The organism is Bacillus sp. BS3(2021) (assembly GCF_021043345.1).
In the GTDB taxonomy this organism is placed as follows: Bacteria; Bacillota; Bacilli; order Bacillales; family Bacillaceae; genus Bacillus; species Bacillus paralicheniformis.
This window is the reverse complement of sequence record NZ_JAJNDM010000014.1, coordinates 30,234-49,335: the sequence shown is the minus strand read 5'-3', so window position 1 is coordinate 49,335 and position 19,102 is coordinate 30,234. Positions and strand designations below refer to the sequence as shown.

21 protein-coding genes and 1 pseudogene are annotated in these 19,102 nt (G+C 46.8%); 8 read left to right on the top strand and 14 right to left on the bottom strand.

Features of this window, described 5'->3' with window-relative positions:
* Positions 1-14 precede the first annotated feature (14 nt).
* Positions 15-239: a hypothetical protein gene (locus LQ247_RS21410; protein WP_020450628.1), complete on the top strand. Its 225-nt coding sequence runs from the start codon at positions 15-17 to the stop codon at positions 237-239.
* A 25-nt stretch (positions 240-264) separates the two neighbouring features.
* Here the strand turns inward: LQ247_RS21410 and mutY are convergent, their stop codons facing one another.
* Entirely contained in the window at positions 265-1,350 is a 1,086-nt protein-coding gene (gene mutY, locus LQ247_RS21405; RefSeq protein WP_020450627.1) for an A/G-specific adenine glycosylase, read from the bottom strand.
* A gap of 206 nt (positions 1,351-1,556) precedes the next feature.
* Here mutY and LQ247_RS21400 point away from each other — a divergent pair, with 206 nt between their 5' ends.
* On the top strand, positions 1,557-2,540 hold the full coding sequence (locus tag LQ247_RS21400) for a metal-dependent hydrolase (RefSeq protein ID WP_023855996.1): 984 nt from the start codon (positions 1,557-1,559) through the stop codon (positions 2,538-2,540).
* On the opposite strand, the gene LQ247_RS21395 is transcribed toward LQ247_RS21400, so the two are convergent.
* The 4 genes from LQ247_RS21395 to LQ247_RS21380 all read right to left on the bottom strand — a co-directional run bounded on the left by LQ247_RS21395 (position 2,537) and on the right by LQ247_RS21380 (position 7,460).
* Positions 2,537-5,122, bottom strand: a complete 2,586-nt coding sequence (locus LQ247_RS21395) for a YfhO family protein (protein ID WP_231006584.1) — start codon at positions 5,120-5,122, stop codon at positions 2,537-2,539. The two genes, LQ247_RS21400 and LQ247_RS21395, sit on opposite strands and share 4 nt — an antisense overlap.
* On the bottom strand, positions 5,119-5,520 hold the full coding sequence (locus LQ247_RS21390) for a GtrA family protein (protein WP_020450624.1): 402 nt from the start codon (positions 5,518-5,520) through the stop codon (positions 5,119-5,121). Before LQ247_RS21390 ends, LQ247_RS21395 begins: the two co-directional genes overlap by 4 nt.
* Entirely contained in the window at positions 5,489-6,448 is a 960-nt protein-coding gene (locus tag LQ247_RS21385) for a glycosyltransferase family 2 protein (protein ID WP_020450623.1), read from the bottom strand. The genes LQ247_RS21390 and LQ247_RS21385 overlap by 32 nt, the downstream gene beginning before the upstream one ends.
* Before the next feature lie 742 nt (positions 6,449-7,190).
* Positions 7,191-7,460, bottom strand: coding sequence for a YfhJ family protein (locus tag LQ247_RS21380; RefSeq protein ID WP_026580622.1), 270 nt, complete (start codon positions 7,458-7,460; stop codon positions 7,191-7,193).
* Positions 7,461-7,590: 130 nt separating this feature from the next.
* Between LQ247_RS21380 and LQ247_RS21375 the strand changes: the two genes are divergently transcribed.
* Together LQ247_RS21375 and LQ247_RS21370 are read left to right on the top strand one after the other, a co-directional pair.
* Positions 7,591-7,740: a small, acid-soluble spore protein K gene (locus LQ247_RS21375; protein WP_003179924.1), complete on the top strand. Its 150-nt coding sequence runs from the start codon at positions 7,591-7,593 to the stop codon at positions 7,738-7,740.
* Between the two features lie 26 nt (positions 7,741-7,766).
* A complete protein-coding gene (locus LQ247_RS21370) occupies positions 7,767-7,937 on the top strand; it encodes a YpzG family protein (protein WP_003179922.1) in 171 nt (56 codons plus the stop codon).
* Between the two features lie 29 nt (positions 7,938-7,966).
* Here LQ247_RS21370 and LQ247_RS21365 read toward each other — a convergent pair whose 3' ends face one another.
* Both LQ247_RS21365 and recX read right to left on the bottom strand, forming a co-directional pair.
* Positions 7,967-8,281 carry a YfhH family protein gene (locus LQ247_RS21365; RefSeq protein ID WP_224146587.1) on the bottom strand — a complete coding sequence of 105 codons (315 nt, stop codon included), beginning with the start codon at positions 8,279-8,281 and terminating at the stop codon, positions 7,967-7,969.
* Positions 8,282-8,285: 4 nt separating this feature from the next.
* A complete protein-coding gene (recX, locus tag LQ247_RS21360) occupies positions 8,286-9,077 on the bottom strand; it encodes a recombination regulator RecX (RefSeq protein WP_231006583.1) in 792 nt (263 codons plus the stop codon).
* Between the two features lie 68 nt (positions 9,078-9,145).
* Here recX and LQ247_RS21355 point away from each other — a divergent pair.
* The 4 genes and pseudogenes from LQ247_RS21355 (at position 9,146) to LQ247_RS21340 (ending at position 11,267) form a co-directional block, all read left to right on the top strand.
* Positions 9,146-10,026, top strand: a pseudogene (locus LQ247_RS21355) (TIGR01777 family oxidoreductase).
* A gap of 266 nt (positions 10,027-10,292) precedes the next feature.
* A complete protein-coding gene (locus LQ247_RS21350) occupies positions 10,293-10,823 on the top strand; it encodes a GNAT family N-acetyltransferase (protein WP_043054191.1) in 531 nt (176 codons plus the stop codon).
* Between the two features lie 67 nt (positions 10,824-10,890).
* Positions 10,891-11,004, top strand: coding sequence for a YfhE family protein (locus LQ247_RS21345; protein WP_023856002.1), 114 nt, complete (start codon positions 10,891-10,893; stop codon positions 11,002-11,004).
* Between the two features lie 68 nt (positions 11,005-11,072).
* Positions 11,073-11,267 (top strand): YfhD family protein, encoded by a 195-nt coding sequence (locus LQ247_RS21340; protein WP_020450618.1) that lies wholly within the window; start codon positions 11,073-11,075, stop codon positions 11,265-11,267.
* A 33-nt stretch (positions 11,268-11,300) separates the two neighbouring features.
* On the opposite strand, the gene LQ247_RS21335 is transcribed toward LQ247_RS21340, so the two are convergent.
* The 7 genes from LQ247_RS21335 to LQ247_RS21305 all read right to left on the bottom strand — a co-directional run bounded on the left by LQ247_RS21335 (position 11,301) and on the right by LQ247_RS21305 (position 19,071).
* Positions 11,301-11,879, bottom strand: a complete 579-nt coding sequence (locus LQ247_RS21335) for a nitroreductase family protein (RefSeq protein ID WP_020450617.1) — start codon at positions 11,877-11,879, stop codon at positions 11,301-11,303.
* A 102-nt stretch (positions 11,880-11,981) separates the two neighbouring features.
* Positions 11,982-12,878 carry a PhzF family phenazine biosynthesis isomerase gene (locus LQ247_RS21330; protein ID WP_020450616.1) on the bottom strand — a complete coding sequence of 299 codons (897 nt, stop codon included), beginning with the start codon at positions 12,876-12,878 and terminating at the stop codon, positions 11,982-11,984.
* Between the two features lie 112 nt (positions 12,879-12,990).
* Entirely contained in the window at positions 12,991-15,543 is a 2,553-nt protein-coding gene (gene mprF / locus LQ247_RS21325; protein ID WP_023856445.1) for a bifunctional lysylphosphatidylglycerol flippase/synthetase MprF, read from the bottom strand.
* A gap of 180 nt (positions 15,544-15,723) precedes the next feature.
* Positions 15,724-16,254, bottom strand: coding sequence for a YfiT family bacillithiol transferase (locus LQ247_RS21320; RefSeq protein WP_079289356.1), 531 nt, complete (start codon positions 16,252-16,254; stop codon positions 15,724-15,726).
* 14 nt (positions 16,255-16,268) lie between these two features.
* Positions 16,269-16,880: an NUDIX hydrolase gene (locus LQ247_RS21315; RefSeq protein ID WP_048350617.1), complete on the bottom strand. Its 612-nt coding sequence runs from the start codon at positions 16,878-16,880 to the stop codon at positions 16,269-16,271.
* A complete protein-coding gene (locus LQ247_RS21310) occupies positions 16,877-17,470 on the bottom strand; it encodes an NAD(P)H-dependent oxidoreductase (RefSeq protein WP_231006582.1) in 594 nt (197 codons plus the stop codon). The genes LQ247_RS21315 and LQ247_RS21310 overlap by 4 nt, the downstream gene beginning before the upstream one ends.
* Before the next feature lie 128 nt (positions 17,471-17,598).
* Positions 17,599-19,071: an extracellular solute-binding protein gene (locus LQ247_RS21305; RefSeq protein ID WP_231006581.1), complete on the bottom strand. Its 1,473-nt coding sequence runs from the start codon at positions 19,069-19,071 to the stop codon at positions 17,599-17,601.
* Between the last annotated feature and the right edge of the window lie 31 nt (positions 19,072-19,102).

The window sequence follows — 19,102 nt, the reverse complement described above, 5'->3', positions numbered from 1 at the left end:
GAGGCATTCGCCTTATGTACGTAGGACGCGATATGAGCGAGCTCGACCACACGCCGAAAAACGAGTGGAAAGATGCGGAGCTTCTCTATTTTCACCGCGCCTTCCAGCAAATCATGCCATTCCTTAATGAAGAAGGGCATGCCGAATACCTGGAGGTTGTGAAAGAAATTCAAGCAAGAGGCGGACTGCGCCGCCAGGAAGCCGATTATACGCACGGCACCACCATCCAGTACGACTAACGGGCAGCATGCACAGTCAAGCTGCCTATTTCATATACATATTCCATATTTTCTGATGCGAAACCGGGAAGGCATATTCAGCGAGCTCTTCTTTCGTGACCTTTTTAAAGTATGAATCATCCGGTTGATCGAGCGTTTTCCCGAAAAAGACAGAAATGTTCCAGACAAGGTGTGTAAACACGTGTTCTACGATTCCTTCAAGCGGACCGATTTCGGCCTCTATTCCGGCTGCTTCTTTCAAAAAAGCCGCAAGCTGCTCGCGCTCGTGCTTCAGCCCTTTCTGCGTTTCTGTGTTCGGGAATTCCCAAAGGTTTGCCAAAAGGCCTGATGCCGGTCTTTTATGGATATAGATGTATCCTTCTTCATCAGTCAGGACAACGGCTGCAAGAGTTTTTACCGAGGGTTTTTTCTTTTTGCTTTTAACCGGAAGCTCTTTTTCACAGCCTTCTGCAAAAGCGGAACAGTGTTCTCGGACGGGACAGAGAAGGCAGGATGGCGATTTCGGCGTACAGATGACAGCGCCAAGCTCCATCAGCCCCTGGTTAAATTCGGACGGTTTTTCTTCAGAAATAAACGCTTCGACAATTTTTTCAAACAGGGTTTTGGTTTTAGGCTTTGCGATATCATCCCATACGGAAAGAATCCGTGACATGACCCGCATGACATTTCCGTCCACCGCGGGTACCGGCTGATTGTAGGCGATGCTTAGCACCGCGCCTCTTGTATAAGGGCCGACACCTTTTAAGCTGCCGAATTCCTCTTTTGAAGGAGGAACCACTCCTCCGTATCGTTCGTGGACTTCCCTGACAGCGCTCTGCAAGTTCCGAACTCTTGAATAGTATCCCAGTCCTTCCCAGGCTTTAAGCACTTTTTCTTCGTCGGCTTCAGCGAGCGCTTCAACGGTCGGGAATTTTTCGATAAAGTTGTTGAAGTAAGGAATCACCGTGTCCACTCTCGTCTGCTGAAGCATCACTTCTGACACCCATACCTTATAAGGGTCGCTGTCTGAGCGCCATGGCAGATCCCGTTTTTCTTGCTCATACCAAGAAATTAAATCTTCTTGAAATTGTTTGATGTTTTTTTGCTCTAATTTCTTTTGCAGATCCATCATGAAACTTCTCCTTGCCTGTGCACGTCACATTTGCATACCGATCTTTTGTTACTTCGGCTTTTTGTTGTAAACTATATGCATATACGATAACATGTTACATTAAAAGTGAAGAAAGCAAAAGCGTTAAATATTTCAGGCAAGGTCCGTCGTTCGTTCTGTTTTTGGAAAATAAAATGATTTTCTAGCACCATTAGGGGAGGTCACCAATGGATACTGGCACACATGTTGTCATGGGCGTTGCACTCGGAGGCATTGCGACGCTTGATCCAGTTGTCGGAATGGACCCATCAATGGCTCAAGCCGTGATGATTGCGACAATCGCCGGATCTCAGGCTCCGGATATCGATACCGTTTTGAAATTGAAAAACAACGCTGTTTATATTAGGCACCACAGGGGATTCACCCATTCCATCCCCGCTGTTCTCGCCTGGTCGCTGATGATTCCGGGCATTCTCATGCTCTTTTATCCCGAAGCCAATCTGCTTCACCTGTGGCTTTGGACCTTTGCCGCGGTCGCGCTTCATGTGTTCGTGGATATTTTTAATGCATACGGAACACAGGCGATCAGACCTTTTTCAAGGAAATGGGTAGCGCTCGGCTTGATTAATACATTTGATCCGTTTATTTTCGTCAGCCATCTCATAGCCATCGCCTTTTGGCTGGCAGGCGCTCATCAGGGCTATACATTTTTGGCTCTTTACATCGTCTTGGCCGGTTATTATCTGGTGAGGTATTTCATGCAGAGGAACATCAAGCATGAGCTCCGTGAAAAAATCGAAGATATTGAAGAAATCATTATTTCGCCTACGATGAAATTCAGGCAGTGGCGAATTGCCGTCAAAGCAAAATCGGCTTTTTACGTCGGACGAAGCATGGACGGAAACGTCGTCATCGTCGACACCTTCAACAGGGTGCCTGTGCCGGATACGAACGTGATGAAAGCGGCGAAACAAGATAAGAACATTTCGGCGTTTCTTTCATTCTCACCGGTTTACAAATGGGAGATCGATACGTATAAAGATCACTACGAAGTCCGCTTTATCGACCTGCGATACCGCAGCAAAGGACACTACCCTTTCGTGGCGATCGCGCACATCGACAGAGACACGCTCGAATTAATCACCTCCTATACGGGATGGATTTTCAGCGAGGAAAAACTTCAGAAAAAATTAAAGCTTGGCTCTGTTTAAGAGCCAAGCTTTTTTCTCCTTCTGCCGTACCAGATTCCGATGATGAGGCTGATGACTGTCACGGCCAAGGCAGCTTTGAAGTACGGCGGGTAATAAACGAGCCGGATGTCGTTTTTCCCTTTTTCTATTGAAAATCCGATAAACGCGTAATTTGCCTTATGGACGGTTTGCGGTTTTCCGTTTACAGTGACTTCCCAGCCTTTTTCGTACGGAACCGGCAGGACCATGTAGCGGTCTCCATTTTGATTGTCAAAGCTGATGGACACTTGATTGTTCCGCCAGTCCAAGTCGGCGGCCGGCGCTTTTTGGGCGGCCGCTTTTTTCAGCAATTGATAGTCTTCCTGGTGCAGGCTCAAATGGTCCAATTGATATTTCCCTTTTGGCAGCCTGATTGAAATTTTATCTGTTTTCGGGACCCTGATCGTTAAATCGTAAACACCTGTTTTGTAAATCGACTCGTTCGATTTTCTTGATGTTACATAATCATTGACCCGCAAGTTAAAGAATTGGTCTTTTGCAAGGCTTTTCAAATAAAATCCGACATAATAGTCGCCTTCTTTCAGGAGCCCGCCTTCGGGAATGAGATCGATGCCGCCATTTTCGGCGGTGACGTCGAGGACGCCGTTATGATAGCTCGCCCCTTCGGTTTTCAGCTTTGTCTGTTTCATCAAATCAGGAACGTCCGGCGGCTGCACTTTTCCATCATCGCCATTCTCAAGCACGATTCCTTCAAGCATCGCATGCTCCCGCGCTAAAACAGGCGCATCCGCTAAATCTTTTTCCGTAAATACTGTCCGCGCGGTCCGGATAAACGGCATGGTGTATTTGTTTTTATAGACCGCGTAGTGCTCTGATTCATCCGTTTTGATAAACCCGTACGGAACATTGGCGGCATTCTCTTTTTCCGTCATGTAATACTTGCCGTACAGCAAGCTGTACAAGTTGGCCCGGTCGCCCATCGATGCGTAGCGGCTGACGCTTTCCCTTCCCATATCGATTTGCAGGTCTTCCCAATAAAACAGGAGAAGATCGCGATTGAGAATGCTTGAGTAGGCGCTGAAGCCGTTAAAATCCTGCATCAGCGGAGTATTGTTGCGCACGCCGTTCATCCAGTCGATTCTTGTATACGGGTCACCGTCATCGTCTTTTCGAATGTTGTTTAAGAGGCGGCGCTGTTCTTCGCCATTGTACTCATTGCTGGTCAAATAGCTTTTTGTGACGTCTTTAATGCCGCTTGACTCAGACAGAACATATTTCTGATACGTGTTCGCCACGAGAACGGACGATAATAAAATGCAGGCTTGCAAAAAAAGCTGCGATTTCTTATATTGAAACCCCGCCGCCGTAAAGATGGCGATTGTCAGGAACAGAAGCACAAGCATGCTCCAATTTTGCATCAGTGATAAATCCACGTCTTTTCGCCAAATGACCGCGATATAAACCAGAAGGGCGAGCAGGATGGACCATATCATCTCTTTCCGCCTGATGTTTTTCAGTTCGGTCATTCCTGCGGCCGCCGCTCCCCCGATCGTAAAAGCGAGCAGGTATTCAAAGCGGTTCTGCGGAGCGGAGAAGCCGTTGAACGCGCTTGCCGCAAGCGGGCTGTAGTGCAAAAGCACAAGCAGCACACTGATTGAGGCAAACAGCCTGAACGTTTTATTTTTATAGAACGAAAACGCGAACAAGAACAGCATAAAGACAGCAGGCAGCAAGACAATGCGGCTGGAAAACAGAATGTTGTCCGTCAGATCGTATACAGCGACAGCCTGTTCATACGGCGGCCGTAAATTGTTTAAAAATCCGTAAACTGCAGGCACAAAGGAAACCGCGCTGATTCCGAAAGAAATCAGGCATGAAGCGGCGAACATCCCGAATTGTTTCCACCTCGGCGCTTCCTTTTCCGGGTCTAGCCGGATCAGCCAGCGGAAGATAATATAGATCGCAATGAAAATCAAGTTGATATAGGCAAAATAAAAGTTATTGATCAGCGTTAAAGAACAAGCCGTAATAAACAATCCTGTCCGCTTTTCCCTGATAACTTTCTCGGCTCCGGCAACAAGCAGCGGCAGCCACAGCATGGCGTCGCTGAAAAATTCCCAGAACACCGTGTGCCTGAAATAGATGACCGACGTACCGTACAAGACCGCACCCGTAAAGGCGGCAAGCTTGTTTTTCACCATGCCGTTTAACGCATACGCTGACGCTAAAATGATCAGGCTGAGCTTGATGACACTGATGAATACAGAGGCCTGCGCCCAAAACAAAGGGTCCGCATCCCCGGCCAAATGCAAAAGCTGCATCAGAAAAATGGCTGCGGATGAAGCGATGAAGACAAAAGACGTCGTGAAATAATAGCCAAGCTGGCTGTAGATCCCGCCTCCGAGACCGAAAGAATACGAATAAAAGAAGTTCCCTTGTTTGTATTGTTCAAAAAGAAACGACTTAAAAATAATCATTTGTGCAAGTCCATCGCCGTTCCCAGTCATGTAGCGGTCATGCGCCCATTCATACAGAAAAAAGGAATGGGCGGCCAAGGAAACTGCAACGCTTGCGATCACAAATAAAAAAACTGTTTTCTTCATACTCTTCCCCTGTCTTTTTTCAAAATCTTCCCTGTCACTAAAAATGTCAGAGGAACGGTTAAAAACATGGAGGCAAGCGGAGCTGCCTCACTGTTCATCTTGAAAAAATTCACAAACGTGTAGACGAACAAAGAAGATACCGTCAAATTAAACAGCTGTGTCAGCGGAAATTGCAAAAACTTTGCCAGCGTCGGCTTGATTTTAAATGTAAAATAGCAGTTCAAGAAAAAAGAAATCACAAGACTGACGAAAAAAGCGGCAATATGAGAAACCATATAATTCAACTGAAGCAAAACATGCAGCAGCAAATACACCGCATAGTAATTCAAAGTATTCACTGCACCGACGACGGCGAAGCGAATAAATTCAGGATTCACGATTTTCATGAGTTTCTCCATGAGCGATGTTTGCCTCCTGTATTAAGTAATGAGGCCGCTTTTTCGTCTCATAATAAATGCGCCCGATGTATTCGCCGATGATTCCGAGGCTGAGAAGCTGGATGCCGCCGAGAAACAGGACGGCGGAAATAATCGTAAAATAGCCGGGAACGATCACACCGTATTTTAAGATTCTGATGAATGTCGCAGCGATATAAATAAGCGATAGAAAAAGGATAAAAATACCGGCGTAAAAACAAATTCTCAGCGGTCTGTTGTTGAACGACACAACCCCGTCGATTCCATAGTTCAACAAGTGGCGGAACGACCACTTGGACTTTCCGTTTTTCCTTTCGACGTTCTCGTAATAAACAATCTTTTGGTCAAAACCGATCCAGCAAAACAGCCCTTTTGAGAACCTGTTGCCTTCGCTCAGCTTCAGCATCGCATTGACGGCTTTTCTGCTTAAAAGACGAAAATCGCCGACGCCGTCCCTTAAATCGACTTCCACGGCATTATTGATAAAGCGGTAATAAAGGGACGACAAGTAGGAGCGCACAGGGTTGTCTCCCTTTCTGTTGCGCTGGGCGACCACTTGATCATAGCCTTCCTCATACCCTTTAATAAAATCGTGCAGGAGGTATGTCGGGTGCTGCAAATCCGCATCCATCACCACAACGGCATCGCCGCGGGCATGCTGAAAACCGGCAAGGATGGCTGCCTCCTTGCCGAAATTCCGTGAAAACGAAATATATTTCACACGCTCGCTTTTTTCGGCTAGCTTTTTAATTTCCTCCAATGTTTGATCAGTGCTTCCATCATTTATGTAATAAATTTCATAATCATAATCAATGGATTGAAATTCGTTCCTCAACGATTCATAAATCAATTTAATATTGCTTGCTTCATTGTATGAAGGAATAATGATTGAAACGAATCCTCTCTTCACTTAAAGGCACCTCTTTTGGACATAATAAAATTGCATCCGGCATCCGTTTGGCAGGATACTTGCATCTAGCCGCTTCCCACACAACAAAAGGAAAACTGTGGGCACGCTGTACTATTTTCTACAAGATTATTTTGTCATTATATCAGACATCTATGAACAAGTGGTAAAAAAATGATATTGCTTTAGAATCAAACACGATAGCCTAATGGTTTTCCCATTTTACGACATTTTTCGCATTGAATCATATTTTTCCAAATTAAACCCCTGCTCTTCACCAAAAGCCAAAGAAGCCGCAGGGAAAACCTCGTAAGGACCGCTTGTCAAACCGGAGGTCAAAGCCCGCCGCCGCAATCAAATCCTTCCCCTTAATATGCCCTTTGTCATCGGGTGAAAACCGGATTTGATTTCTCCGACTGTTCCATGATGGAAGACCGAACGCTGCAGACAGAGCTTTTTTCATGACTTCACGCCGTTATGCTGCAGTCGAAACCGTGACCCCGCTCCTCTTGCGGCTCCTCCCGACAACCCGGGAATCGGCGAATGACACAATGTAATGGTCATTGATCAGGCAAGCTTACACCAGTCTTCGCTTCAACGGACAGACGGCTCCCGCTCCGGCCTCGCCTTGCCTTCACGCCCTTCATGCGCCATCCGGGCTCCTTTTGATATGCGGCGCTGGCACCGGCAATCCGGAACCAATGACAATCGCTTTCACGCCAATCATTCTTTTCGAAAGAAATGCTTAATGAAGCAGCCCGCGGCCTCCGGAGAACAGATCCTTGTAATAAGGCTTATCATTTTGAAATAAATGCAACTTGCTGCCATAGTGCTCAATCCACTCTTTGACGACACGCTCTGTCAGCTCTTTTCCTCTGTACGGGTGGCCGGCCTTTGCAAATGTCGCCTCGAAATCCCCCCACAGCAGTTCAACCCATGTTCTGGCTTGTGCGTAACTCAGCATATGATTTTTTTCAAGAAGCGCATTTGTCAGCTTTTCAAAGTACTCTTCCACTTGGCTTTTCCCCCTTTCCCTAAGGAAAAAACTTTCTTTTTGAAAACGTCGTCCTTTTCATATACTAACCTTACGTCTTCCGAACCGAAGACGCAAACATTATGGACTTGATTGGAGGAGCCTAAAAGAGATGCGAAATAAATCAAGAGGCTTTCCGAACATGAACAACAATAAATTTGAAGGCGAGCCCCGGGCCAAAGATGATTTTGCTTCAAAGCGCCCTGACGGAAGCACAAATACTCATCCGCAAGAAAGAATGAGGGCTTCTGGCAAACGCTAAACTTTTCTGGGATGGAGTGATTTCTTTTGTGTGCAAATCGCAAACCGTATACAAACGATTTTAACCAGATGAAAACGCAAAACTATCCGCAGCCATGGGCAAACACAAAGCATGCACGCGCGCAGGTAAACGGAGAAACGCAGCAGACCCAGGACCTCATCATTCTCCAGCGCAACACGCGCATCCGGACAAGATAACATTTGCGAAAAGGGTTTAAGCTTTTGGCTTAGCCCTTTTCTTTTAATAAAGAAATCGGCAGAGCCTCTTCATGATCAGGTGACGAAAGACGGTATCCCCAGGCGAACACGCCGTTTATATAGCGGATATGGAAATCGTCGCCCCCATTTTCGATTTCGTATACGTTGCCGGCTTTAAAATCGGCCGGATCAAGAAGGTAAGCTTTCGCCATCGCGATTTTTCGTTCGTGGACGGCCAGTTCATTCACAATCCCCATTTGTTCCGCTTTTCTTGCCTTTTCGGTCAGACCCGCGATTTCCTGGTGCAGTTCGTGTGCAGTCATTTCACTGTATCTTTTCTCCATATTCTCATCCCTTTTCATCTAAAAATTGATCAATCATGTCGATTGAAAAGCCTTTTCTGAACAGATGCTGTTTGACCTTCATTTTCGTTTCGTATGATCCGTCATAACCGCACCTCTTCATCGCTTTTTCCCCTTGCTTCTCAAGCGCTTCCCTTTCAGCGCTGTCGTCGTTTTCGTAATCCGTTTCCTGAAGCGCGGCCGAGATGACATCGAAGGAGAACCCCTTTCTGACAAGGTGCTGTTCGATGGCCTGTTTCGTCTCTTTGGAGGACAGCTTTTTTTCTTTTTTCAGCACTTTTTCCGCATGCTTGACCGCGGCCTCGACCTGATCGGAAAACGAAAACGAACTGAGCGCTTCCTGAATCAGTTCATCATCGATCCCTTTCAATTTAAGCTCTCTGAATAGGACATCGGGGCCTTTGCCGCTCGTTTTTCTGTGGGAGCTGACATATGCAGCCGCAAATTCGCGGTCGTCCAAATAATTATAACCTTTAAGCATATGCAGGATTTCTGTGATCGCGGAGTCTGCGACGTCTTTTTTCTTGAGATGGTCTTTAACTTCCTTTGTCGAGCGCATCCGGTATGACAAATAATCGAGCGCTTTTTTGAACCCTTTTTTAACGTCGTCTCCGTACTGAATCTCAATGATATCAAGCTCATCAAGCTCTTTGCCTTTTCGCAGGTCAAACTTGACGAGCACGTCCAGGTCGACGCTGAACGCATACTTTTCATCCAGAAAAATATTGACCCGCTCTTCATTGTTTTTCTGGGCAGAAATCTTTGTAATATATGGCATAAATAACTCCCTTCTTTTGTTTTCTTCTTTTACAATAAGGTTAATGATCATGAAAGGGAGGAATCATGATGAAGATTGCGATTTCCGGCGGGACGGGTTTTATCGGCAGGCATTTGACAAACGCCTTAACCGCCCGGGGACATCACGTCTATATTTTAACAAGAAAACCGGCTGAAACCGAACAAAAAAACACTTCTTACGTTCTCTGGCAAAAAAACGGCACCCGCCCTGAAACAGAGCTGACCGATATCGATGTTTGGATCAATTTAGCCGGAAAATCACTTTTCGGCCGTTGGAATGAAAAAACGAAGGCGGAAATCGCTGCAAGCCGCCTCCGCTCCGTGCAGGAGTCGGCCCGTATCATACAAAGTCTTCGGAAGAAGCCGAACACCTTCATTCAGGCGAGCGCAGTCGGCATTTACGGAACGAGTCTTGAACAGACATTCACAGAGGAATCCCCCGTCTCAGCTGAGGATTTTTTAAGCAGAACGACAGCGAACCAATTGAAGCGCTTGGCATCCGCACCGTCTGGATGCGTTTTGGCATGGTGCTTGGAAAAGACGGAGGGGCGCTCCCAAAAATGGTGTTCCCCTATCAATTGTTTGCAGGCGGACGCGTCGGCTCAGGGCAGCAATGGGTGCCGTGGATTCATATCGAAGACGTCGTCGGCATGATATTATCAGCGATTGAGCAGCCTCAGCTGTCCGGCCCTGTCAATGTCACGGCACCGAATCCCGTTCAGATGGAAACCTTCGGACAAACCGTCGCGAAAGTAGAAAAGCGCCCCCACTGGCTTCCGGTTCCCGAATTTGTAATAAAAGGCATCCTCGGAGAAATGAGCATGCTCGTGCTGAAAGGGCAGCGCGTCCTCCCGAAAAAAGCGCTTCAGAACGGCTATCATTTCATATATCCCGAACTGGAAGATGCCCTGCAACACCTTTTGACATAAAAGCTGTTTTCCCAACAAAAGCCTTGTAGCTTTTCCTTTCCCAGCTGCGTAAAATGTAAGTATCTTTTTAGCAGCATACAATACAGGGAAGGCAAATGGTGCGCCACCAGGTCTCTGGTTTTAGTGGGTTCGATTCCCACCCCGAATTTTTTAATGGATGTGCAAGATACGCGGACAACTGTTTCCGCAAATTAAAAAATTCCGAGGGTGGATTTATGCGTCCCGTTCTGCTGTAAAAGCCGCCCTCAAACTAAGGAGGGGCTGCCATGCTGAAGAAACGGGAACTGACCGACTGCTATGCACTTTTTGAACTGATGATTCATCCGGATGTCTTCCCTTTTGTCAGAAATAAAGCGGAGACGATTGAAGAGTATATGTTTCATGTCAAAAACATGATCGAAGAAGAAGAACAGGGAAAGCTGATATCGCGAACGATACTTGATGAATGGGAAAACCCGGTCGGCTGCATCAGCTTGTATGAAATCGAAGATCAAAAAGGCTTCCTTGGCACATGGCTCGGCAAACCTTATCATGGAAAAGGCTTGAATCAACGGGCGAAAGACACGTTTTTTTGCGAGCTTTTTTATGAAAAGCAAATCGAAGCCGTTTTTATGAAAATCAGAAAAACAAATATGCGCTCCCTCAAAGCGGCGGAAAAGCTCCCCTATGCCGTCAAGACTGATCTTGACTGGGCCGGCAGCGATACATTTCACCTGTATGAAATTCCGAAAGATATGTACACGCTGTACAGCATGAGAACATTCGAAGAGGAAAACCGCCGGTTAAAAGAAGCTTAAAACTTGTATAAATGCCGTTGAAACGGACAGCCTGTGAATAACTGAGGTTTTGAGGAGGCTTGAAAAGATGGCTGACAAGAAAAAACGGGAGCATTTTAAATCCTCTCTGAACAAGACGCAGGAAGTCAGATATTCGCGCGAATTTAAAAGGGCTGAGCGCGCCGCAAGGGAAAAATCGTAATGCATAGCGGGAGCCTGATCAGCGAACAATAAAGCTTGACCGGCCGATTATTGATGAGGAGTGATCATATGGGCAGAAATGCAATCCACAAAAACCGTGACAAAAACAAGCAAAAGCTCCCTCAAGTTCCTGATCAGTATAAGAGAGAAGCTGACGGAGTATACGAGGAATATTCTGCTGAACTCGCCGATCAGGATGACCGCGAAGCACAAGCCCGCATGCAGGCGGCTGATAAGCGCGCGGAAAAGCGGCAGTCAAAATAATAATCGAGGCCCGGGATTCCCGGGCCTCATTCTTTAAGTTAATTCGGTCAGTAGCTGTGCTGCCGGGGTCCTGTGCTTCGCTTCAGGAATTTCCGCAGGATATCCGATCTGCAAGAGAGCTGCTACCCGCTCATCGCGCTTCAGCCCCATTAACCTGTGCAATGTTTCATGAGAAAGAACTTCCCCGCTCTTCCATACCATGCCGATGCCTTTTTCCCAAGCGAGAAGCTGAAGATTCTGGATCAAACAGCTGACGGCTGCAAAATCATCTCTTCTGACCCGTTCGTTTTCGTCTTCTTTCATAATAACGAAGAGAAAAGCCGGAACGCTGAGAATATGCTCTCTGAACTTATTGATTTGTTCTTCCTGCATATTCGGCTTGAGCTCTTTAAACGCCGCTTTTAAATTGTCGGCATGCTTCTTTTTCCCGCTTTCCGTCCCGATATAAATGAACCGCCACGGTTCTGTCAGCTTGTGGTTCGGCGCATAAACCGCATCTTCCAAGAGTTCCAGCACCACTTCTTTCGGCACCGGATCCTGTTTAAACTTTCGAATCGTTCTTCTATTTCTGACACAATCGCGAATACTTTGAATTTCCAGCGTGTCGTTCATGTGGCCGCCCCCTCAAATGAAAATGATTATCATTGTTGATTATAATGTTTACCGCTGGCGTTTGCAATGATCATCACTCGTTAAAAAAAGGCGGTATCTGTTTTACACCTCGAAGCTCTGCTTTTCAGCAAATACAGCGGTTCCTGTCATCCGCACTTTCATGATGCCGTTTTGTTCCGCAACTTCGATTTTCACTTTTCCGTCTTTTCCCATTTCCTGGCCCTGTTCGATTAGAAAATCAGTCCGGCCCTCTTCACAGAATTCCTTTCCGTACGTTTTCATATAAGCGCCCATCACTCCTGATGCTGTTCCTGTGACAGGATCTTCACTCGTTCCGGAATAAGGCGATGAAAAATGCCTGCCGTGAAGCTGGCAATCCCGATGAATCGTCTCCAGGCAAAACGGGTGGACTGATGCCCGCGGCATTTCGGTTAAAATGTTGGGGAATTCAGCTTGAACGGGCTTCATCCTGCGGATTGCGGCCAAATCTCTCACCGGCACAAGCAATGTCCATATCCCTGTGCTGCCATAAACAACGGGCAATGCTTCATGAAAGTCCGCTTCGCTGATCCCCAGCGCTTCCGCCAGTTGGCTTCTGCTTCCTGTGAATGACTGAAAACTCGGTGGCGCCTGCTCCAACGTCACCAAAAACCGCTGATTGCCGTCAGAAGCGGTATACACGGAAAGAACACCCGCTTTTGTTTCGACCTTCAACTCCGCCCCGGCTTCGATCGCGCCTTTTTCCAGAAGCGCATAAAGTGAAGCAACAGTCGCATGTCCGCATAGATTCATTTCATGGCCCGGCGTAAAGTAGCGGATCCTTATGTCGGCCGACTCGCTCGGCAGCAGGAAAGACGTTTCGTTATAGCCTGCCTGTTCAGCGATCTTCTGCATTTCACGATCGGTCAATCCGTCTGCTTCAAGCACGATGCCCGCCGGGTTTCCCAGACCCGCCGTCTTTGAAAATGCGTCATATCTTAATACTTCAATTTGCTTCATTTTGATCCCCCATTTGTCGAGTTCGATCCTTTCCTTCCAATCATTTGCAGTATACCGCCTTTCATTGCTTCTTACAATGGCAATCTAAAAAAGACCGTTTTAAAAAACGGCCTCACTTCGTTCTCCTTCCGATCAGCCTCGTCACAAGGATCATCGTCACCGGGAGAGATCGGTTTTTCCGGTAGGCTAAATATTTTCCCCGCCAAACCGGTTTATATTTTTCTTTAAAAGACCGCAGTCCGCTAAAACTGTACATGTAGCTGACATTGTTGAAAATCACAGCGGCTAATCGCTCCGTCCAGAATGACTGAAACGATGTCCCTACATTCGATAAAGGGGCCATTCCCATATTGAAGGCCGTGTAGCCCTGTTCTTTTCCCCATTGAAATAAATAGATGAACAGCGCATCCATGATTCCTTTCGGCGCTTTCTTCGAATAGCGCATCAGATCGATGGATATTTCCCCTTCGCGGTACATCGGCATGATATTCATAAACGCGACGATCTCGCCTTCTTCGCTTTTTAAAACGGCAATCGGCGCTTTCTGCAAATAATCTTCATGAAAAAACCCGAGCGAAAAGCCTTTTTCTTTTTTTCGGCCGAGCCATTCATCAGATACCTGCCTCAACTCGTTGAGGAATTCTGCCGAAAACGGCGGCTGTTCGACATGAAATGTATACCCTTCCCGTTCAAAGCGGTTGTGAATCGCCCTTAACCCGGCCCGCTTTTTTCCGGTGATTGTAAAGGTGTCAAGGTCGACAATCGCCTCTTCTCCAAGCTTGAAAAAACGGTATCCGAAATCATGATAGAGCCCCATGTCTTCTCGTTCGATCTGATAGAAAATGACAAGATACCCTTTTTGGTCAGCCGTATGAAGAAATTCTTTGATCACGAGCGGAAACGAGCCTTCCAGGCCGGACGGGTCGCCGAGCACAACGAGACGCTGACCGACTTTGGCGAATTGAATCAGCGCATTCCCGTCGCTTGAATAAAAAAACCGCTTGTCACCTAAAAAACCCAAATGACTCAAAGCGTTTCCGCCTTTTTCTTTTAAGAATGCCTCCAGTTTCTCCGGGTCAGGAGCTTCACCGACCTCTTTCGTTTTCCTGTTAAACGTCCAGATGAAAACAACGAAATACAGCGGAACGAAAAATAATGCAAAAAACGTCGCGAAGTCGACATGACGTTCACTGTGAATGAAATAATCTTTTACGAGAATATGGCCGAGCGCCTCCCAAATGTTTGAAGCGATAATATTGTAATTCAGCAAAGTAAAGAGAAAGATAAAAGCTCCCCATGCGATTTGCCCGAATGTGTAGACAGCCCGCTCCCTTGTAAACTGCCCCCTCAGCAGGACAAACAGGACAAATACCACAGGAATCATGAAGACCGCGCTAATATTAAAACCTTTAAAAAGCGTGAACAGAAAGGCAAGAACCAAAGCGGTCAGCGTCATATAATAAGATCTCTTTGTCCTCCGATAAAGCTCCAGCGGCAGGATCAGCAAAATCAAGCCGAAACTGAGGGACAAGCCGTTAAAAAACACCAGCATGTACTTCGGAATATTCGGTATCAATGTAATCCTGTCAATCGGCAGCGCCACGGATGCGATCACAATCGCTCCGCTGCAAAACGCGATGACTGAAAGCGAACCGTTCAGCAGTCTGAATAACAGCGCTCTGTGTAAAATCAACAGAATATTGGTCGTTTCTATTGCCGGGGCAATAATCGGCTTTTCTTCGAGCTTCTTCATTGTATTCCCAGTCAAATCGGCTGCTGCAAAAATAAGGCCGAATACAAAAGGGATAAACGAATAGGCAAGCCTGTAAAGCACAATCGCCGTCAGAGTGATTTCCTGATCAACCCCAAGCTTGCTCATCCCCACCAAAAAAAGCAGGTCGAACGAACCGAATCCGCCGGGAACGAGACTGATCATTCCGGCTACAGATGCAATTGTAAAAACGCCGAGAACGGTTTTCGCATCTAAATCGACCCCCATCGTTACAAGGGAATAATACATAACCGCTGCAGCGGCAAACCACTCGATCACAGATGCACCCAAATACGAAAAGAAGACCGAAAGCCGCATGCCTTTTTCGGCTCCTGCGCTTCTCCTCTTTTTGATCATTAAAATGATGGCCGTACCGGGAGCGATTATCGCCGTACCGGTAACAGCCAGCAGCACCCACGCTTTTTCTGTAAACAGATCTCCGGCAGGCAGAATCCCGGCAAGGACGAGAAGGCAGAGGACAGACAGCCCGAGAAGAATCGAAGACGCAAGCCATGCGATCCCCCTGATCAGCTTCTTCACATCATCAACATGCTCTTTGTAAAGGATCGTTCTCAATCCTGCACCGGACAATCCGCCGAACCCGAGAACATTGTTAAGCGAGTTAGCGATCCAGGACACCTTGATCGTCTTCCATTTCGAAACCTTCATTCCGAGGGAGCGAACCAGAACAAAATCGTATAATGTCATCGCCAAAATGGCGGCAAGTCCGAGAAAAACAAGGATAAACAGGTCAACCCGATTAATTTGATCGATAATCAAAAATGTTGCTTTAAAAGACAGCCCGGCCAGTTCTTTTTTCGCTTGAAAAAAGACAAACAAAAGAACAGCCGCCGGAATTACAATCCTTAAAATCGCCAGCGCATTTTTTTTCATGAAAAACCACTTCTCTCTAATCACAGGATAAATCCATCACGTTTTGAGTGATAACTCATATATCTTACCTTAATTTACCGGCTAGAAAAAGCAAAAACCAACGATTCTGCTGTTATGTTAGTGTTAACCATCCCCCCTGAAAACAAACGGTAAACAAAAAACGCGCAGCGGCGCGTTTTTTCAGTTCCAACCCATTCTTTTTCGAAGCTCTGTAATATGGGCAATATGGTGGTGTGAGTGCCACACATAGAGAGCGAGCGCTTGATACAGCTTCATTTCCTCTCCTGTGTCAGGATAAATGTACGCTTTTTCAAAATCCGCTTCTGTTAAAGATTCAAAAAAAGCGGTCCAGCGCAGATGCAGCGTGTTCAAAAGCGCCAGCGACAAAGCCGGATCGAGCGTTCTGGCATCGGTAAGTCCGGCCCAATTCTGTTCGTCAAACGTGCGGATCAAAGGCACCTCCTCAGTCAGTGCCAATTTGCTTCGAATATAGCCGTTCATATGGCTGTCGGCAAGATGGTGAACGACTTGCCGGACAGTCCAGCCTCCGGTCCGGTACGGCGTATCAAGCTGTTCTTCATTTAGTCCCGCCACCGCGCTACTCAGGAGATGCGGCGCTTGCTTCAGATCCCCGATCCATTTTTTCCGTTCCCTTTCTTCCGCTTCAAGCGGTTTTGAAAAAGTGCCGATCGGATATTTCAACTGATCCATTGTCTGTTCCTCCCCTAGTCGCAATACACTGCATCATGCTTTCCAAAAAGGTATTCGATCTGTTCATACGTATTCCTTGCTTCCGATAATTCAGGCAGATTCTCCAATGGGAAAAATCCAAGGTTTTGCGTTTCCATCCCCGCTTCCGCCTTGCCTCCGACAATTTGACAGGCAATAAACAGCTTATAGATGTGGAAGGCGGAAGGAGGGTGGTTGTGGCGCTTTTTATCCATGACCGCCAAAAGTTTGTGCGCCTTGACTTTCAAACCTGTCTCTTCAAGCGTTTCTTTAACCGCAATTTCTTTCGGCGTAAAGCCGATGTCTGCCCATCCGCCTGGCAGCGCCCATTTACCGTCTGCTTTTTCCTGGACAAGGAGGAGCTTATGATCTTTAAAAATCACGGCTCTCACATCGACTTTAGGTGTTTGATAGCCTGATTCTCCGGCAAAAAGCTCTTTCACTTTTGAGAAATCGGTTTCCGCATAATCGGCGATAATTTCACAGCTCAACTCGCGAAGCCGCTCAAAACGTTCACGATCAAAGTCATCTTTTGTATAGGCAAGCCCCGCCTGGGCGATGGCTTGAATTTCCTTTGCCCAATCCAGCCATTTCAGATCCTTTTTCATTCGCTGATCCCCCGATCTGCAGGAGCTATAGACCGGTAGACACGGTCAAGCCATTGCGTTCGTTTTCCGTCGGAGCTGTCTTTCACACCGGCAAACAGCAGTCGCCTTACCCGCCGTACGCCGCAAAACTTCAACATCACATCTTTAACCGTCACCCAGCCGGCATCCCGCCGCCAAAACCGCAAATACCATGATGGGGCGTCAGCCGTGTAGTAAACCGAAGCCGTAGGCGCCTTCAGCAGGCCTTTTGGCAGCTTTCCTTGATATGTATAAGCTTCTCCGGCTACAAAAACGCGGTCAATAAATCCTTTCATGATCGCCGGCATCCCGCCCCACCAAAGCGGATAAATGAAAATCAGATGGTCGGCGTTTTTGACAATTCTTCGATATTCGGCGGTTTCCGGGTCGCGCTTCATATCAGAGCGCCTCTTCTTTTCATCAAATAAAAGAACGGGATCAAACCGGTCTTTGTACAAATCGATGACATCATAAGAATGCTTACCGTCCTCAAGCGCCTTTATGACTTGATTTAAAATGGCTCCGTTGAAACTGTTTGGATTTGGGTGTGCATATATAACGGCAGTCTGCATATCGCTTCCTCCTTTTCGTCCTTTGATGGAATTATATTGTTTATTTTGCAGAATTTAAAGAAAATGAACTTGGAGCAAATATGATGAAAAACCCTTTCCTTTTGAAAAAACGGAAAGGGTTTTTCTGTTTAGTTTGCCTTTTTCAGATCTTCATTCAGCTCTTTCATAATCGTTCCGCCGCCATGCTTCTCCCATTTTACGACTGCCTTGTCAAAGCTTTTTTCATTGATTTCCCCGAGAATAAATTTGAATGTGGCGTCATCGATGATTTTCTTCAATTCTGTTCCCCTGTCCATCTGTGCGGCGGAATACAGCGGTTCGGCCGGATTCTGGACTGCGATTGCCCGGTTGTCCTCCTCAAGCTTTTCATTTTTGGCGCGCAGTGGATCTTCAGCGCTTTTTAAAGCTTGTTTATTGATGCCGATCAGCTGGTTTAACGGCTGAATTTCCGCTTCCCACAGATGGTAGTATTCCTGTTTTCGAAAATAGCCGCTGTCGCCTTTCTTTTCATAGTGTACGCCTTCTATTCCATACAGCATTAAATTGTTGAGGTCTTCTTCAGCGATTCTGTCAAAAAATGCGAGAATTTTTTTGACCTCTTCTTCAGTCTTGACGCTTGATTTCGAAATGGCGAACATCCCGCCATGACCGCCGAGCGCCCATGTGCGCTCCTTGCCGTCGGGGCCTTTGATCCGGTTTGCGATCTCAAGCTGAAATTCGGGATTCAAAGCGAGTCCCTGATCACGCAAGTTCATGGCATCGCTCATTGCGCCGATGTAGATTCCCGCTTTTCCCTGAATCACTAAATCCTGCTGCTGCGTTTTGCTTGTCACCGCGAAGTCCCGGTTCATCAGGCCTTCTTCATAAAACTTTTTCATATATGCCATTGTGTCTTTATAGGCCTCATGCTTAAAATAAGGAAACAGATTTCCGTCTTCGTCGGTCCCCCATTCATTCGGTGCGCCAAAGTACGAAGCCAAGGTTTTAAACGCTCCGAAGGTGAGGTCATTGCGGTCGGCAAGGCCGATCGTGTCGTCTTTTCCGTTTTGATCGGGGTCCTGTTCTGTGAACGCTTTTGCTATTTTATAAAGGTCATCAACGGTTTCCGGCATTTCCAAGCCGAGATTGTCGAGCCAATCTTTCCGAATCACGACTCCCTGTCTGGCCATCGGCCTTTCTCTATAAATCCCGTAAACTTTGCCATCAACCGAGATATTTTTTAAAATGGTTTTATCAAGCGTTCTTAAATTCGGATAGTCTTTTAAATACGGACCGATTTCCCAGAACATTCCCGAACGCAGCGCGCTGACAACCGCTGAATCTTCAAGATCAGGCAATGTCATCACTTTAGGCATGCTTCCGCCAGCAAGCGTTGTATTGATCCGCTCTTCTTTTGTTGAATCCGGAACCCAAATGAGCTTCAGCTTTGTATTCGTTTTGTCTTCAATGATATCAAGCGGCTTCTCCTTCGGAGGCTGCGGCGTGTGGAGCGGTACGAGCCAATCGATTTCAAGCGCCCCGCCCTCTTCTGTTGACGCCTTTTGCTGCGTGCAGCCCGCTGAAAAAACCAAGATCAAGATCAGGCAACATAACTTTTTCATATGATCCCTCCCGCTTGATAAGAAAACGTTT